The sequence below is a fragment of the Nocardia abscessus genome (genome assembly GCF_015477775.1).
Lineage (GTDB): Bacteria > Actinomycetota > Actinomycetes > Mycobacteriales > Mycobacteriaceae > Nocardia > Nocardia abscessus_A.
This window is the reverse complement of sequence record NZ_JADLQO010000003.1, coordinates 262851-275432: the sequence shown is the minus strand read 5'-3', so window position 1 is coordinate 275432 and position 12582 is coordinate 262851. Positions and strand designations below refer to the sequence as shown.

The following is a 12582-nucleotide window of genomic DNA, read 5'->3' as shown; positions in this document are numbered from 1 at the left end:
TCACACGGCGTGCCCGCTCGCCGGGCGGCAAGCGGGCACGCCGGAGCGATCGTCGGCACGCTCGGCGGACGCGTCCGTCAAGCTTTGGCCTGCGCCGACGATCGAGCCGGATTGGCCTGGTCGGCCGCCTTCGGGTCGCGTTCATCCCGCTTCGCGCGCACCCCGGCCTCGACCCGGTCGCCGAGACTCTTGTCGACGTTGCGCCAGTACTCGAACGCTCGCTCCAGCACGGGCGCGGAGACACCGTTGAGCAGGTGTCCGACGATGTTGTCCACCAGCCGCTCGCGCGCCGCGTCGTCGAGCACGTCGCGGACCATGGTCCCGGCTTGACCCCAATCGTCGTCGTCGCGGTGCAGGGTGTAAGCCGAGCGCACGAGTTCACCGTCGGCGTACCAGGTCGCGGGCGGTCCCGCGGCGGCGGGATCGGCGTGCGGGCCGCCCTTCGAGTTCGGCACGTAGACCGGGTCGCCCGGGTTGTGGTGGCGCAGCGCGCCGTCCTTGCTGTACGAACGGACGGTGGTGGCGTGCGGAGTGTTCACCGGCACCTCTTTGTAATTTGCGCCGATGCGGTACCGGTGGGCGTCGGGGTAGGAGAACCAGCGGGCCATCAGCATCTTGTCCGGGCTCGGCCCGGTGCCCGGCACCGAATTGCTCGGCTCGAATGCCGCCTGCTCGATCTCGGTGTGATAGTCCGCCGGGTTGCGGTTGAGCGTCATCTTGCCGACGTCGATCAGCGGATAGTCGCCGTGCGGCCACACCTTCGTGAGGTCGAAGGGGTTGAACCGGTAGGTCTTCGCCTCTTCGAACGGCATGATCTGCATCTTCAGCGTCCAGCTCGGATAGTTGCCGCCTTCGATCGACTCCCACAGATCCCGCGTGTGGTAGTCGGTGTCCATCGAGGCCATCTGATCGCCTTCGTGCTGGGTGAAGAACTCGATGCCCTGATCGGTCTTGAAGTGGTACTTGACCCAGAACCGTTCCCCCGCGGCGTTCACCCACATATAGGTGTGACTGGAATAGCCGTTCATGTGCCGCCAGGTGCGCGGGATGCCGCGGTCACCCATCAACCAGGTCACCTGGTGGGCGGATTCGGGCGAGAGCGTCCAGAAGTCCCACTGCATGTCGTGGTCGCGCAGATTGTTGTCGGCGCGGCGCTTCTGGGAACGGATGAAGTCCTGGAACTTCATCGGGTCGCGGACGAAGAAGATCGGCGTGTTGTTGGCGACCATGTCGAAATTGCCCTGCTCGGTATAGAACTTCAGGGCGAACCCGCGCGGATCCCGCCAGGTGTCCGGGCTGCCGCGCTCGCCCGCCACGGTGGAGAACCGCGCCAGCATCTCGGTCTTCTTGCCCGGCTGGAACACGTCGGCCATCGTGTAGGCGCTCACGTCGTGGGTGACCTCGAAGACGCCGAACGCGCCGCCGCCCTTCGCGTGCGGCTGGCGCTCGGGCACCCGTTCACGGTTGAACGCCGCCATCTTCTCGATCAGATACCAGTCCTGCAGCAGGATCGGTCCATCCGGCCCGACGGTCAGCGAATGCTCGTCGCTGGGAACCGGGATTCCGGCGTCGTCGGTGGTGTAGTTCGGAACAGGCATTTCTCTCCTCTCCTCCGAGCACGGGCGGAAAGCCCGGCGACGAACCGCCGGAACGAGCGGCGCGGTACCGCGGTGCGTGGCGGCGATGGTTCACGGGGTCGGCGGGCCGGCCGATGCCGGTCGGCTCTCGGAGCCGGACAGCCGGTCGAGGAGCGCGGCCCTCGCCGACCGAATGCCGCGATTGCCCTTCCGTCGGTTCTGTCGATCGACTTCCCAGGGGCCCGGGCCTCAAACTACTGCTGACCGGGCCGGCCGCCGTAAAAGTCACCGGATCGACCGGGACCGGCCACCGAAATCTCCGGAGCATCGGTGCGCAGATGACGGGTGCACGAGTTCTCCGGCGCGGCGGCCGGTGGGCAGCCGGGCTGCGCCGACTGTCGCATGCCGAATTCCGTCCGACGACAATTTCTTTCGATCGGAAAAACGAAATGAAGCTCGCGCTGTGCGGTGCGCTGATCGCGGGGGCCGTCGGGCGCGAAACGGCGTGCGTTGCGGGCTGACCGGAATTCCGGCCTCCGTTGGGTAGATTCCCCCGCGATGTCCAGAATCCCTGCCCCATCGGGTGCGAACGAAGTGACCGATCCCGCGGTTCCCGCCTCGATGGTCGGGCGCCGGTATCGCAGCGGCGATCACTATGAGGTCGGACGTGAGAAGATCCGCGAGTACGCCCGCGCGGTGCGCAATCATCATCCCGCGCACTGGTCGGAGGACGCCGCAGCAGACCTCGGCTACGACGGCTTGCTCGCTCCCCCTACCTTCGGGGCGGTGCCCGGCTACCTCGCCTATGCCGAAGTGTTCGATACGATTCTGCCCGGCTACGACCTGAGCCGGACCATTCAGACCGATCAGATGATCGAATTCCACCGCCCGCTCCTGGCCGGCGACCGGATCGGCTTCGAGATGTGCCTGGACTCGTTCCGGCACGCGTTCGGCGGCGATCTCATCGGGCTGCGCCAGACCATGCTGGACCAGGACGATCGGCCCGTCCTCACGTCTCGGACCAGTTTGGTCGGGCGGTCCGACGAGGCTCTTCCGTCGTGGTTCGACGCGGTTGTGATGCACGGCGCGCGCCCGGAGGCACAGCGGATTCGCCGTGCGCCGCAGCCGCGATACGCGGGAAACGGCACCGAGTCGGTGAGCGAGGCGCGCACCGCACCGGCCGGCCCCCGGCTGCGCCGGTTCGACGCGGTGGCTCCCGGGGCGGAGCTTCCCCCGCGCACCCTCAGGGTCAGCCGGGGCGACCTGGTCAACTACGCCGGAGTCGCCGGCGACCCCAACCCCATCCATTGGAGTACCGAGACGGCCGCGCGGATGGGGCTGGAAACCGTTGTCGCCCAGGGCATGTACACTATCGGCCTCAGTGTGGACTTGATCACGTCGTGGCTGGGCGACCCCGTCGGCCTGCGCTCCTACAACGTGCGCCTGACCAATCCCGTCCACGTGGGCGTGACCGGCGGCAACATCGAGTTCTCGGGCCGGGTGAAACACCTGGACGCGCAGACACGCACCGCCACCATCGCGATCACCGCCGAGCACGACGGACGCAGGATCTTCGGTCGCGCGACGGCCGAGGTCGTCCTCGCGTGATCCCGGCAACCGCTGTTCGCGGCGCCGGAATCGTGGGTTTGGTCCGCAGACGCCGGGGCACGTTGGAGACGGAGCGCGCGGCCGCCGGGATCGGCGGATGCGAACTCGGCACCCGATCGAGTGGGCAGCGGGCCCGCTCGCACCCGAAAGGACCGGTATCTGTCGTGGTTGTGCTTCTTGCTGTGATCGGCTCGGCTTCCCTTGCCGTCATCGCGGTCCATGCCACGGTCGTCGCACGCAGCTTGGCGGAACTTCGCTCCCCGCGCCGCGCCGGCGCGGCGCGGGGCGACGTGCGGGACACCGCGCGGCTCACGGGCACCTCGGTCTGATTCTCGGCGGCCCCGTTCGCCGTCCTTCCCTTCCACGCAGGTCAACGCCTCATGTCTCGATCGGGTAAAAGATCCGATACGATCTTGGCTGGCTCTCGGTCCAGCAAACGGCCGCTGAGACAGTCGGCGTGCGCTCGTGCCGCCCCTTGGTGATCGGAGACCGGGTTGTCGGTGTCGGCCGACGTCGGCAGTAGTGCTGCCATTCGCTCCGCCACAACTGGACCCGCGACCGGTGGTTTCCGTGCGGCGTGACGGGACGGATGACGATCCCGAGGTGATCGTCAACACGGATTGGCCGTGGCAGCAACCTTCGGTGCTGCTGATCGAGGACGATCCCGGGGACGCGCTGCTGGTGGAGGAACTGGTCGTGGACGGCGCCCCCGGCCTGCGGCTGCACTGGGTCCGGTCGCTGGCGGAGGCCGCCGAGCACCTGGCCTCGGCGGAACCCGACTGCGTGCTGCTGGACCTGCACCTTCCCGATGCCCAAGGGCTGGAGGCGGTGGAGCGCATCCGCCAGCACACCGATCAGGTCGCGATCGTGGTGATGACCGGTCTCGATCAGGAGCAGACCGGTTTGGCGGCGGTCGCGGCGGGAGCCCAGGACTACTTGGTCAAAGGGCGGGTCGAGCCGGAACTGTTCGGGCGCGCCGTGCGCTACGCGATCCAGCGCAAGCAGGCCGAGCGAACCAGCGCGGCATTGCAGGCGAGCAACATGCGGGCACAGGAGAACGCGCGGCTGGAACGCGGCCTGCTGCCCACCCCCCTGCTGCGCGAACAGCGCGTAGTCGACGTGGTGGCGCGCTACCGTCCCGGTCGGGCGCATTCACTGCTGGGCGGCGATTTCTATGACGTGGTGCAGGACGCGGACGGCACCGTGCACGCCGTCATCGGTGACGTGTCCGGACACGGGCCCGACGAGGCGGCTACCGGTGTGGCGTTGCGCCTGGCCTGGCGCACCCTGGTGCTGAGCGGGGTGACCGGTGATCGGCAGCTGCGGCTGCTCGAACAGGTCCTGCTGGCCGAACGCACCCGCAGGCAGACCTTCGCGACGGTCACGAGCCTGATGTTGCACCCCGGCAGGCGTCGCGCGCAGGTATTGCGGGCCGGGCACCCCGGAATGCTGCTGCGCTCGGCCACCGAGCTGACCTGGGTGGAGGTCCCCGGCGGGCCCGCGCTCGGCTTCCTTCCCGGACGTGCCGAGTGGCCCGTCCACGACCTCGACCTGCCGCTGGACTCCGGGCTGATGGTGTTCACCGACGGTCTGTTCGAGGGGCGAGTCGGCACCGACCAGGAACGACTCGGCGAGCAGGGCCTGATGGAGGTCGCGCGCGCCGTCCGAGCCGCCGATCCCGACTGGTTCGTCGACGAGCTGATCGGGCGGGTCGAGTCGCTGGCGAGCGCGTCGGGTGGGTTGGACGACGATGTCGCGATCCTGTATCTGGGGTGGAACCGCGACGAGCGAGAACAGGACGAGCGAGAACAGGACGACAAGCGATGAGGACCGAGACCGGCCGGACGCCCCTGAGCGCGCGGTTGACCGCGCAGGCCTGGTTCCAGCTGGTGTTGGCCGCGATGGTGCTGGTGGTGATCATCGGCACCGTGGCGGGCGCCCAGGTGATCGCCCAGACCAACCGGGTGACCGATCGGTTGCTGGACAAGTCCATGCCAGCGGCGACGGAGGCCTACCGGTTGCAGAACGCACTGGTGGATCAGGAGACCGGTTTGCGCGGATACGGGATCACCGCCGACCCGCAGTTCCTGCAGCCCTACCGCGACGGCACCCGGGACGAGTCCCAGTCGGTCGCCCGCCTGCGGGAGTTGCTCGCCGACCGGCAACCACTGCTCGACGAGCTCGACGCCGTGGAGTCCGCCGCGCGGCGGTGGCGCACCGAGTACGCCGAGCCGCTGGTCGCGGCGTTGGCTTCCGGCTCGGCCCGTGGCATGGATCCCGCCACCCCCACGCGCGGTAAACCGCTGTTCGACGAACTCCGGGCGCGCTTCGAAATCCAGAACAACAGTCTCGCGGCGGCCATCGCGCACGACGAAGATCAGCTCGCGCACACCCGCGCGGTCCGCGACGCGGTGCTGGCCGGGATGGTCATCGCGTTCCTGCTGACGGGCGTGCTGCTGACCGTGCTGGTCCGGCGCCTGATCGCCCGCCCGCTCAGCTACCTGACGGATGCGTCACTGCGGGTCGCGGGCGGCGACTTCGATCATCACATCGACGCGCACGGCCCGGCCGATCTCGCGAGCGTCGCGGACGCGGTGGAGGGCATGCGCCGCCGCATCGTCGCCGAGCTGAGTTCCTCGCGGGCCAAGGAAGCCGCGCTCGCCGAGCAGAAAACCGATCTGGACCTGCAGGCCGAAGAGCTGCGCCGGTCCAACACCGAGCTGGAGCAGTTCGCCTACGTCGCGTCGCACGATCTGCAGGAGCCGCTGCGCAAGGTAGCGGCGTTCTGCCAGCTGCTGGAGAAGCGGTACGGCGACCAGCTCGACGAGCGCGGCAAACAGTACATCGACTTCGCCGTCGACGGCGCCAAGCGGATGCAGGTGCTGATCAACGATCTGCTCACCTTCTCCCGCGTGGGCCGGATCACCGACCGCAACGTTCCGACCGGCCTCGGCCAGACCCTGGACAAGGCGCTGACCAATCTCTCCTCGGCGATCGACGACACCGGCGCGCTCGTCCGGCGCCCGGAGGAGCTTCCCGAGATCATCGGCGATCCGACACTGCTGACGATGCTCTGGCAGAACCTGATCGCCAACGCCGTCAAGTTCCGCGAGCCGGACCGCAGCCCGGAGATCGAGATCACCTGCGAGCAGGCCGAGCACGGCAGTGACTGGCTGCTGTCGGTCTCCGACAACGGCATCGGTATCGCACCCGAATTCGCCGAGAAGGTGTTCGTCATCTTCCAGCGCCTGCACAATCGGGAGGAGTACAGCGGAACCGGCATCGGGCTGGCCGTGTGCAAGAAGATCGTGGAGTACCACGGCGGCCGGATCTGGATCGACACCGAGTACACCGAGGGCACCCGCTTCTGCTTCACGCTGCGCGTCGCCGAGGCCGACAGCACCGCCCTCACCGCCGACGCCCCCGCCCACGAAGGAGTCACCGCATGACCAATCCCGGCCGGCCCATCGACATCCTGCTCGTCGAAGACGACCCGGGCGACGAGCTGATGACGCGAGAGGCGTTCGAGGACAACAAGATCGGCAACAACCTGCATGTGGCCAGGGACGGCGAGGAGGCCCTAGACTTCCTCTACCGCCAAGGCGAGCACGCGGACGCGCCCCAACCGGACCTGATCCTGCTCGACCTCAACCTGCCCAAATACGACGGCAGGCAGGTGCTGGAGAAGATCAAGGCCGATCCCGATCTGTCGCACATTCCGGTGGTGGTGCTGACCACCTCCGCCGCCGAAGAGGACATACTGCGCAGTTACCGGCTGCACGCCAACGCGTACGTCACCAAGCCGGTCGACCTCGACCAGTTCGTCGCCGCCATCAAGCAGATCGACGACTTCTTCGTCCAGGTCGTCCGGCTCCCCCGCCAGAGCCAGTAGCCTCTACAGGCCCGCCGCCGCGTCGTCGCGACTGCGGCACAGCGCTTTACGGGGTCGCCGAACGCTGCGCCCGGCGGGGTTCCCATGAGCGGAACCGCGGAAGTGAATGCCGATTGCTCGACTGGGTATAGCTTCGGGGAGCATGGCATACGCACGGCGAACACGGCAGCCGAGCCCGACGGCCCGCGTGCTCGGCGTGGCGCGGATACAGCGCACCGATCCCCGACAGGGAGGTAACGAGGTGACGGCGCATCGACGCCCTTGGGACAGCACGACGACGAGAAGCGCGGGCCGCGAGAGACGCACGACGACGACTACGGCGGCTGGTACGCGCCCGTGAGCGCGGGCGAGCGGGTCCCGCTACCGAGCGCGGTGACGCCGCTGGAGTTGGATTTCCCCGCCGAGGCCGTCCAACTGGCATCCGTCCGGCACGCGCTCCAGGAATGGCTCGCCGACTCCGGTGTGGCGGCGGGTCCGGCCTACGATGTGCTGCTCGCCGTCGGCGAGGCGTGTACCAACGCCATCGAGCACGGCCATCGCGGGGACGGTGGCGTGGTCCGTTTGCGGGCCTCGATCAGCGGAGACGAACTCCGGGTGACCATTGCCGACAGCGGGCGGTGGAAACCACCCGATCCGCAGGCCGATTCGATGCGCGGGCGCGGCATGCCGCTGATTCGCGCCCTCATTCCGGAGGTCGACGTCGTCACCGGCGAGTCCGGTACGGTCGTGGATCTGCGCACACGCTTCACGGAGTGAGCCCCGGACCTACAACTCCGACGGGCTGTCCTGCGCGTCTCGCAAACGGACGTTGTCGGCCTGCAGCCGGTCGTTGTCGGCGTGCAGGTCGGCGTTGGCATCCTCCAGGTCGAGAATGCGGCGGATCCCGGCCAGATTCACGCCGGTGGCGACCAAGTCGGTGATCCGCCGCAGGCGGGCCAGATCGTCGCCGCTGTAGCGGCGGGTACCCCCGTCGCTGCGCGCGGGAGTCAGCAACCCGTGGCGCTCGTACAGTCTGAGCGTCTGCACGCCGATTCCCGCCAGTCCGGCCGCCACCGAGATCCCGTACACGGCTTGGCCGGGATCCGGTAGATGCCCCGAGTCGCCCCTCTCCTGCGCCATCCATCCTCACTTCGCGTCGTCCAACAGATTTCCTAGTTTAGCGCCTTGCGCTCAACTTCTCTCGGTGCTATAAAAAATCTGTACCAGATGACAGAGGTTATCTGGCCCCTACTACTAAGAATGGAGTGAGGTGGAGGTGGCGACCATGCTGATGCGCACCGATCCGTTCCGCGATCTGGACCGTCTGACGCAGCAGGTGTTCGGCACGAAGGCACATCCAGCGGTGATGCCGATGGATGCCTGGCGCGCGGGCGAGGAGTTCGTCGTCGAGTTCGATCTGCCCGGAATCGACCCCGAGTCCCTGGACCTGGACATCGAGCGCAATGTGGTGACGGTGCGCGCGCGTCGTCCCGAGCTCGACACGGGCCGCGAGATGATCGCCGCGGAACGCTCCCGCGGCGTGTTCAGCCGCCAGCTGTTCCTGGGCGAGAACCTCGATACCGACAATATCCGCGCCGACTACACCGACGGCGTCCTCCGCCTGACGATTCCGGTCGCGGAGAAGGCCAAGCCGCGCAAGATCGAGATCGGTCGCGGCAACGGGCACAAAGCGATCGACGCCTGACCCGTCCGCGAAAGATACGCAGCCGAAAGAGAGGTGATGTCGAAGCCGGTGCTACAGGAGCAGATCTGCGAAAAGTGTCATATCACCCCTTCGGGCGGGCCCGGACTTCCGGGCCCGCTTCTGGCCGGAACGCGTAAGGCGTTACCGCACAGAGGTTATTCTCGAGATACGGAACACCTGATGGAGTACCCGATCATGGCATCCACCGAAGTACGCGACCCTCTGCTCATACCCGCCGCGGACGCAGCCGGGGCCTCGCCCGAAGCAGCGGTTGTCTGGCCGGACCCCAGCCCCCTGGACGCTTGGTGGCACCGGATCATGCATTCCGATCCGATGAATCGCAGCGCCGCGTGAGCCGGCCCATCGTCTCGTGACCGACCGGCCCGATCATCGCACCGCGGCGGATTTCTGGCGCCGCGGCACGGTGGCCTGGTTCAACATCGAGAAGGGCTTCGGATTCCTTCAGCCAGACGACCACCCCGTGCCGGTCTTCGTCGAGTACACAAGTATCGAGACCACCGGATACAAGTCACTGATGGCGGGCCAGCCTGTCCTTTTCCGCGCCACCATGCGCAAGCGGGGGCCCGAAGCAACAGCGGTGCGCCCCCTCCTTCCCGACGCTTGACCGCCCCAGCTCGAGGATCGGACGCGAGCCGAGATCTCGCGAAGCCGACCTGCGCCGCTACGCGGCAGTGATATAACCGGACATATATGTCCGGTGCGTTCCGGATCTGCAGCCGAAGATCCCCTCGGAGGTGGTCACGTGACGACGGACATGCCGGGCCCTGATCCGGTTGCGCCGCACGGGAGGGTCAGAACTTCCGGCGGGACGGAGTTCGGGATCTACGTTCCCCAGATCGTCGCGGACTACGAGACGTTGTCGGGCCTGGCTCGAACAGCCGAGCGCACCGGCTTCGACACCTTGTGGTTGTTCGACCACCTCTACGCTCCCGGGCTCCCCGACCACCCGGCGCTCGAGGCGTGGACCACCACCACCGCGCTGCTCGCCGAAACCACGACGCTGCGTGTCGGAACTTTGGTCCTGTGCAACAACTTCCGGCATCCCGTGCTACTCGGCCGCATGGCCACCACGCTCGATGTGATCTCCCGGGGCCGGCTCGAATTCGGGCTCGGCAGCGGTTCGATCCGAGCGGAGCACCAGCAGGCGGGCTTGCCCTGGGGGTCGGCCGCGCAGCGATCGGAGCGGCTCGGTGAAGCCCTCGAGATCATCACCCGCATGTTCGCCTCGGACCGCACGTCGTTCCGGGGCCGCCACTACCAGGTGAGCGACATGCCCAACTGGCCACGCCCGATTCAGCAGCCGCGTCCGCCGATCCACATCGGAGGCGTGGGCCCGAAATACACCATCCCGCTGGTCGCTCGCTATGCCGACGTATGGAATGTCCCTACCTATGGGCTGCGCGACTGGCCGGCGCTCACCCGCGTGCTCGAGACGGAATGCGCACGCCTCGGCCGGGATCCGGGCCAGATCCGTAGGTCGCACCAAGCCGTCTTGGCGGTGGCCCCGCACGAGCGTGACCTCCCCGAACTGCGCGCGCGAATCCGGCGCCGCTTCGACGCGGAGGCGTTCGGCGTCGACGACGGTTACATCGGGACGCCCGCCATGCTGGTGGACCGGCTGGGTGAACGAGCGCAGCAAGGCATCTCGTCTTTCGTATTCATGACCGGCGCGAAACAGGCCGCCGCGACGATGGAGCTTTTCGCCGCCGAAGTCATGCCGCAGCTGTGAGCGCGGCGTTCGCTCGCCCTCTCCAGGAACTCGACCCGCCTGTCGAGGGAACCGCAGCCCTTCGGGCCGGACGATCGCGCAGGTCGACGCGAAAGTCTGCGTGCACGTGTTCCCGCCGCAGCAGGCTGTGCGACCTGCACCCGCGGTGCTGTTCATTCGCGACCGGCATCCACCGCCACCCAGGCCGCGATCGACGTGGCCTTGGGCAGTGCGCGGCGAGATCACCAATTCGGCGGCTATCCGCTTGTTGCTGAGTCCCTGGGCGACGAGGTCGGCGACCTGCGGCGGAGCGAACCGGGGAGATACACGCCCGGCACGCGACACCCGCGTCACTGGCATGAACGGCCTCCCGAGCCCGCTGCGCTCAGCGGAGTGCTCCGAAAGCGACCGGCAGCCCGGTGGACCGGCGAGCAGATCATGTCAGGCGGACGCTCGGCACCGCCGCGGAGGGCAATTTCCCCCGTCCCGTCGCCGCCTCGCGGGAAGCCCGCACCCAGGTCGGCGAACAATTCGCGCTCGATTAGGCGCTGGTCATCGCGGGCGTCGAGAAACCTCCTGGATTCGGGGGGGCGGCAGAAATAGGTATACCCCCGGCCGATCGGTCGTCGCGGATCGGCGTGCGTACACGAGACGCTGACGTGGTTGGTTACATCAACACGATCACACCGAGGCTTCCATGTACCAGGCTTCCACGTACCACCAGCACGCTCGAGCCTGCGGCGACAACCCCGCTGGCTGCGCGAAGACGACGTTGATGATCCGGCGGTGCGGGTGCTGCGACAGATTGCTGGCCCCGCTGTTCGACGCGTGTTCGTCCTGCCGATCCGAGGACCTGGAATGGGTGCCGTCCTCCGGTGCGGGGTCGGTCGTCTCCTGGCGGGTGCTGCACTGCTCGGCGAACCCGCGCGCCGAGACGAAGCGATCCACGATCGCCATCGTCGAACTCGACGAGGGACCGTGGTTGTACACGACGATCCACGGCGAGCTGCCGCCATCCTCCGCCACGCCGATCCGTGTGCGATTCCACGCGTGTCCTCGCGGGGACAGATTCCCGGTGTTCGCCGTCGGTCCTGCTCCGCGTGGGTCGGACGACGCTGCCCAACCGGCAGGACCCGGCAGGTAAAACGCCTCACCGCTGCCCTGTGTCGCACACCGAGGACGACTTCGACCCTTGACGGCGCGCTACCTTCGAAATTGACATTCTCGTATTCGAGAATGCAGTTACCAATGGAAGGGTCGTCCGAGGCACAGCAGATGAGCCCGGGCCCCCCGGTGCCGAGCAGGAGGAAGCCGTGACGATCGTGCCGAGCAGCCTGGAGGAACGCGGGCGCATCCTGCGTGAACTGGGCTTCACGACCCGGCGGGTGGGCGAGGAACTGCACGGTCGCGCCGAGATCACGCCCGAGATGCACGTCCCCGGCACCACCGTGCTGCGCACGTCTGTGCTCGCGACCTGGGCGGACACAGTGTCGGGCCTCCCGGCCTCGCTCGTGATGGGCCCGCGCGTGCCGGTCACGCTGGAACTCGACGTCGGCCTCTACCGCCCCGCCCCCGGAACGGGCGAGGTCCGCGCCGTCGGGCGAACGGTGAAGGTGGGCCGCTCGGTGTTCGTGGCCGAGTTCGAGTTCGGCGTCGACGCCGAACCGATCGCCCTCGGGGCGGCTTCCTTCATGGTGGCGCCGGATCCGGACGTGCAGCTGCCGCCGCGGCTGAGCGTCGAGCTGCCTGCCACCGCCGAGCGGCTGCCGATGCCGCTGGCCGAACGGGCCCGCTGCGAGCGCGTCGCCCCCGGAACGGTGGTACTGCCGCGAACGATGGAGGGGCTGAACGCCTCGGACACCGTCAACGGCGGTTTGATCGCCTTGGCCGCCGAGGAGGCCGTGCTCTCACTCGCCCCCGGCGACACCCTCAGTTTTCTCGGCCTGCGCTATCTGCTCGGTGCGCGGGTGGGACCGGTGGTCGCGGAGGCCCGGCTGCACGAGGGCCTCGGCCGGATCGAGCTCCGCGACAGCGGCAACGACAACCGGCTCACCACGTTGGCGACGGCCCGCACATTCGGCGGATGAACGGC

General features: G+C 68.0%; 13 protein-coding genes and 1 pseudogene. 11 read left to right on the top strand and 3 right to left on the bottom strand.

Features of this window, described 5'->3' with window-relative positions; translation table 11 throughout:
* Nucleotides 1–77 precede the first annotated feature (77 nt).
* Nucleotides 78–1598 (bottom strand): catalase, encoded by a 1521-nt coding sequence (locus IU450_RS11920; RefSeq protein WP_195149832.1) that lies wholly within the window; start codon nt 1596–1598, stop codon nt 78–80.
* Between the two features lie 573 nt (nt 1599–2171).
* Between IU450_RS11920 and IU450_RS11915 the strand changes: the two genes are divergently transcribed.
* From IU450_RS11915 to IU450_RS11890, 6 genes are all read left to right on the top strand, one after another.
* Nucleotides 2172–3185 carry a fused (3R)-hydroxyacyl-ACP dehydratase subunits HadA/HadB gene (locus tag IU450_RS11915; protein WP_324197639.1) on the top strand — a complete coding sequence of 338 codons (1014 nt, stop codon included), beginning with the start codon at nt 2172–2174 and terminating at the stop codon, nt 3183–3185.
* Nucleotides 3186–3349: 164 nt separating this feature from the next.
* Entirely contained in the window at nt 3350–3514 is a 165-nt protein-coding gene (locus IU450_RS11910) for a hypothetical protein (RefSeq protein WP_195149830.1), read from the top strand.
* Nucleotides 3515–3788: 274 nt separating this feature from the next.
* Nucleotides 3789–5012: a fused response regulator/phosphatase gene (locus IU450_RS11905; protein WP_324197638.1), complete on the top strand. Its 1224-nt coding sequence runs from the start codon at nt 3789–3791 to the stop codon at nt 5010–5012.
* Nucleotides 5009–6634 carry a sensor histidine kinase gene (locus IU450_RS11900; RefSeq protein WP_195149829.1) on the top strand — a complete coding sequence of 542 codons (1626 nt, stop codon included), beginning with the start codon at nt 5009–5011 and terminating at the stop codon, nt 6632–6634. The genes IU450_RS11905 and IU450_RS11900 overlap by 4 nt, the downstream gene beginning before the upstream one ends.
* A complete protein-coding gene (locus IU450_RS11895) occupies nt 6631–7077 on the top strand; it encodes a response regulator (protein ID WP_195149828.1) in 447 nt (148 codons plus the stop codon). Before IU450_RS11900 ends, IU450_RS11895 begins: the two co-directional genes overlap by 4 nt.
* Before the next feature lie 261 nt (nt 7078–7338).
* Nucleotides 7339–7833, top strand: a complete 495-nt coding sequence (locus IU450_RS11890) for an ATP-binding protein (protein WP_195149827.1) — start codon at nt 7339–7341, stop codon at nt 7831–7833.
* A 9-nt stretch (nt 7834–7842) separates the two neighbouring features.
* On the opposite strand, the gene IU450_RS11885 is transcribed toward IU450_RS11890, so the two are convergent.
* Nucleotides 7843–8196 carry a MerR family transcriptional regulator gene (locus IU450_RS11885; RefSeq protein WP_195149826.1) on the bottom strand — a complete coding sequence of 118 codons (354 nt, stop codon included), beginning with the start codon at nt 8194–8196 and terminating at the stop codon, nt 7843–7845.
* Nucleotides 8197–8341: 145 nt separating this feature from the next.
* Here IU450_RS11885 and IU450_RS11880 point away from each other — a divergent pair, with 145 nt between their 5' ends.
* The 3 genes from IU450_RS11880 to IU450_RS11870 all read left to right on the top strand — a co-directional run bounded on the left by IU450_RS11880 (nt 8342) and on the right by IU450_RS11870 (nt 10511).
* Nucleotides 8342–8761, top strand: a complete 420-nt coding sequence (locus IU450_RS11880) for an Hsp20/alpha crystallin family protein (RefSeq protein WP_195149825.1) — start codon at nt 8342–8344, stop codon at nt 8759–8761.
* A 370-nt stretch (nt 8762–9131) separates the two neighbouring features.
* Complete coding sequence (locus IU450_RS11875; protein ID WP_195149824.1) at nt 9132–9386, top strand: cold shock domain-containing protein; 255 nt, start codon at nt 9132–9134, stop codon at nt 9384–9386.
* Between the two features lie 138 nt (nt 9387–9524).
* Entirely contained in the window at nt 9525–10511 is a 987-nt protein-coding gene (locus tag IU450_RS11870) for an LLM class flavin-dependent oxidoreductase (protein WP_324197637.1), read from the top strand.
* A 201-nt stretch (nt 10512–10712) separates the two neighbouring features.
* Here the strand turns inward: IU450_RS11870 and IU450_RS41295 are convergent.
* Nucleotides 10713–10850 (bottom strand): annotated as a pseudogene (locus tag IU450_RS41295) (LuxR C-terminal-related transcriptional regulator); the annotation flags it as partial.
* Between the two features lie 337 nt (nt 10851–11187).
* Here IU450_RS41295 and IU450_RS11865 point away from each other — a divergent pair.
* Both IU450_RS11865 and IU450_RS11860 read left to right on the top strand, forming a co-directional pair.
* Entirely contained in the window at nt 11188–11634 is a 447-nt protein-coding gene (locus IU450_RS11865) for a Zn-ribbon domain-containing OB-fold protein (protein ID WP_195149823.1), read from the top strand.
* Nucleotides 11635–11803: 169 nt separating this feature from the next.
* Nucleotides 11804–12577, top strand: coding sequence for a hotdog domain-containing protein (locus tag IU450_RS11860; protein ID WP_324197636.1), 774 nt, complete (start codon nt 11804–11806; stop codon nt 12575–12577).
* Nucleotides 12578–12582 lie beyond the last annotated feature (5 nt).

Excerpts from the sequence above, each read along its gene's own strand:
- IU450_RS11920 (WP_195149832.1), bottom strand. The coding sequence starts at position 1,598 with ATGCCTGTTCCGAACTACACCACCGACGACGCCGGAATCCCGGTTCCC.
- IU450_RS11900 (WP_195149829.1), top strand. The coding sequence starts at position 5,009 with ATGAGGACCGAGACCGGCCGGACGCCCCTGAGCGCGCGGTTGACCGCG.
- IU450_RS11895 (WP_195149828.1), top strand. The coding sequence starts at position 6,631 with ATGACCAATCCCGGCCGGCCCATCGACATCCTGCTCGTCGAAGACGAC.
- IU450_RS11885 (WP_195149826.1), bottom strand. The coding sequence starts at position 8,196 with ATGGCGCAGGAGAGGGGCGACTCGGGGCATCTACCGGATCCCGGCCAA.
- IU450_RS11880 (WP_195149825.1), top strand. The coding sequence starts at position 8,342 with ATGCTGATGCGCACCGATCCGTTCCGCGATCTGGACCGTCTGACGCAG.
- IU450_RS11865 (WP_195149823.1), top strand. The coding sequence starts at position 11,188 with ATGTACCAGGCTTCCACGTACCACCAGCACGCTCGAGCCTGCGGCGAC.